Source organism: Streptomyces niveiscabiei (assembly GCF_001419795.1).
Classification (GTDB): domain Bacteria; phylum Actinomycetota; class Actinomycetes; order Streptomycetales; family Streptomycetaceae; genus Streptomyces; species Streptomyces niveiscabiei.
On record NZ_LIRL01000999.1, the window covers coordinates 1 to 2,895 of the forward strand.

3 protein-coding genes are annotated in these 2,895 nt (G+C 72.0%); 2 read left to right on the forward strand and 1 reads right to left on the reverse strand.

Features of this window, described 5'->3' with window-relative positions; translation table 11 throughout:
* Window positions 1-1,204 (forward strand): erythromycin esterase family protein (locus AOK24_RS38635; protein WP_055724605.1); only part of this gene is annotated, 1,204 nt, incomplete at its 5' end.
* 2 nt (window positions 1,205-1,206) lie between these two features.
* Here the strand turns inward: AOK24_RS38635 and AOK24_RS38640 are convergent.
* On the reverse strand, window positions 1,207-1,701 hold the full coding sequence (locus AOK24_RS38640) for an FBP domain-containing protein (protein ID WP_055724606.1): 495 nt from the start codon (window positions 1,699-1,701) through the stop codon (window positions 1,207-1,209).
* Window positions 1,702-1,785: 84 nt separating this feature from the next.
* Here AOK24_RS38640 and AOK24_RS38645 point away from each other — a divergent pair, with 84 nt between their 5' ends.
* Entirely contained in the window at window positions 1,786-2,691 is a 906-nt protein-coding gene (locus AOK24_RS38645; RefSeq protein WP_055724607.1) for a DUF3626 domain-containing protein, read from the forward strand.
* The last annotated feature ends 204 nt before the right edge of the window (window positions 2,692-2,895 follow it).

Consider the following 2,895-nt stretch of genomic DNA (forward strand, 5'->3'; position numbering starts at 1 on the left):
CCCCCTCCGCACCCCCGAACCCGGCGGCGACACCCGCGACCTCCGTCCCCTCGACCAGGCCATCGGCGATGCCGAGGTCGTCGGCCTGGGCGAAGCCACCCACGGCTCGCACGACTTCTTCGCCCTCAAAGCCCGAGTCTTCCGCCACCTCGTCGAGGAACAGGGCTTCCGCACCTTCGCCCTGGAAACCCCCTGGAGCACCGGCCGCCGCCTGGACGCGTACGTGGTCCACGGCAAGGGCACCCCGGAGCAGATCTTCAAGGAGGAGTTCCAGCGCGACTACCGCTGGTGGAACAACACCGACTACCTGGCCCTGGTCAAGTGGATGCGGGCGTACAACATCCACCACCCCCACGACCCCGTACGCTTCCTCGGCGACGACATCGCCTGGACGGGCCCCGAGGTGTACGACGAGGTCGAGCGGTACGTCGCCGAACACCGCCCGGAGCTGAGCGCGAGGCTCGCCGAGCTGTACGCGGGCCTGCGCCCGACCCGGCAGACGGGCGCGTACATCGAGGAGTACCTCGCCACCCCGTACGAGGCCCGCAAGGAGCGCGCGGAACGGACCGCCCGGGCGCTGAAGCTGATCAAGGAGAAGCCGTCCGGCGCCGGATACGCGATGGCCGTCCAGAACGCCACGGCCATCGACCGTACGGCGGGCCAGTACGCGTTCGAGTTCGAGCGAGGCAGGCCGCAGATCGCGGCCGGGATGCGCTACCGCGACGAGGCGATGGCCGCGAACGTCGCCTGGTGGGCCGCGCACACCGGAACCAAGGTCCTCCTGTCGGCGCACGACGACCACATCGGGTACGTACCGGTGGACCCGGACAGCTACCCGAAGATGCAGGGCGCGTTCCTGAGGGACCGCCTCGGGGACGGCTACGTCAGTGTCGGCGTGACGTTCGGACGCGGCTCGTTCGTGGCCACGGACGCCGAGGAGACGGCCGTCAGGCGGTGGACGGTCGGCCCGCCGGAGCCCGGCAGCAACGAGGCCACCCTCGACCGCGTCCGGTACCGGAACTACGTCCTGGACCTGCGCACCGTACGCGCGCCCGCGCGGGAGTGGCTCCACACGGCACGCCCCACGCGCAGGATCGGCACGGCCTACCCGGACGAGGCTCCCTCGGACGTCGCCCTCGCCCGCGCGCACGACGTGCTGATCCACCTCCACCGGGTGACGGCGGCCCGCCTGCGCGCGCAGTGAGTTCAGACGGCGAGCTTGTCGAGGAACCCCGCCAGCAGCCCCGTCGTACGGGCGATCTGCTCCTCCACCGTCAGGCTCTCCTCGAAGCGGCTGCCCGAGTCGGGGACCTTGCGGCCCCGGACGTACAGCGAACAGGCGAGGTCCGTGCACATGTAGACGCCGACGGAGTTGCCCTCGCGGCCCGCCGCGCCGGCCTTGCGCGCGGTCATCAGGGAGACGCCGCCGCCCCGGTGGGTCGTGAGGCACAGGGAGCACATGCTGCGGTGCAGGAAGCCGCGCTGGGACGACGGGAAGCGCAGGGTCACGCCGACGAGGCGGCCCCCGTGCTCGGCGACCAGGTAGCTGCGGTCGGGCGCCCCGGGGTCGCGCCAGCCGAGGAAGTCGAGGTCGTCCCAGGGGCGTACGTCCAGGTCACGGGGGATCGCGAGCCGCTTGGCCTCACCTTTGGAACAGTTCACGAAGGAGTTGCGGATCTCGTTCTCGGTGAGCGCTCGCACGGTTAGCCTCCAGGGAGTTCGAATCTCGAACCTAGTGGTCCTAGGTTCGGGGCTAGAGTAAGCAGCTGTCGTCAGGAGGTTCCAGTGGATTTCGCGTCCCCGCGCGTGCGTGCCGCCATCGCCCATGTCTCCACCCGCGCGTACGGGCCCGCCGTCCCGCCAAACCTGCGGATCACCCTGAATTTCCACCCCGACCGCACGACACGCGGAGAACCGATTCTGCGGGCCCTCTCCCGGGACGGCGCCTACCACTCCCAGTTCGTCACCGGCTCCAGCAACGGCGGCCTCACCGCGCACCCTGGGGGCGACCGCTGGCGCTGGGAGAGCCGGATCTTCGGCGGCGCCTACGACGACGCCACCCCGCACGAACGGCCCGTGTACGGCGCGCTCGACTTCCGCCGCCAGGTCGTCGGCGCGGCCCCGCGCTTCGGCTCCTCCCACTTCCGCCTCACCGCCGACACGCTCGCCCGCGCGACGTTCTGTTACCCCGACAGCGCCGCCGAGCCAACCGAATTCGGCGTCGCCGCGTCTTCCTCGTTGATCGCCCTCGCCGAAGCCGACGAACAGGACGCGCTCAACGACTACATCGAGACCCAGGTGCACGGCGGAGTCGAGCTCGCGCGGGACGTCGAAGCGGTCGTCCTGGACGCCTGCTACCGGGGTACGCGGGTGGAGGCCGACGCCCGCCTTCTCCCGTGCCCCGTCGAATGGCACCCCGGCTACCGCCTCACCGTCGCGGAACTCCACGCCCACGCGGACTACCGGGGCGCCGAGTACACCGCCCTGGGCGAGGAGATCGCGGCCGACGGCCACATCACTCCCCGCGTGATCGGCGACGCCGCCCGCACCGGCCGGTACGAACTCCAGGACCTCAAGATGATCTGGCACACCCTGGCCCGCTTCGGGGCACCGGAGGGCGCGGGAACGGCGCGAGCGCAAACGCCGACGGACGAAGCGGAACCGGCGGGCGCGGCGACTCCCGGGGCCTGAGGCGGAGTACCTCCTGCCAGGACCCGCGCGCGCCACCGGCTGTGCGCGCCAAGACCTGCGCCTGTTAAGGCGCGCGCCTGCCGGGGTCCGGGCCTGCCGAGGTTGGGGCCCGCCGGGGTCCGGGCCCGCGAAGGCGCGTGGCTGCCAAGCCCCCGCCCGTCCGGGCCCCCTGGCCCTCAAGGCCGCGCCCGTCCGGGCCTTGGC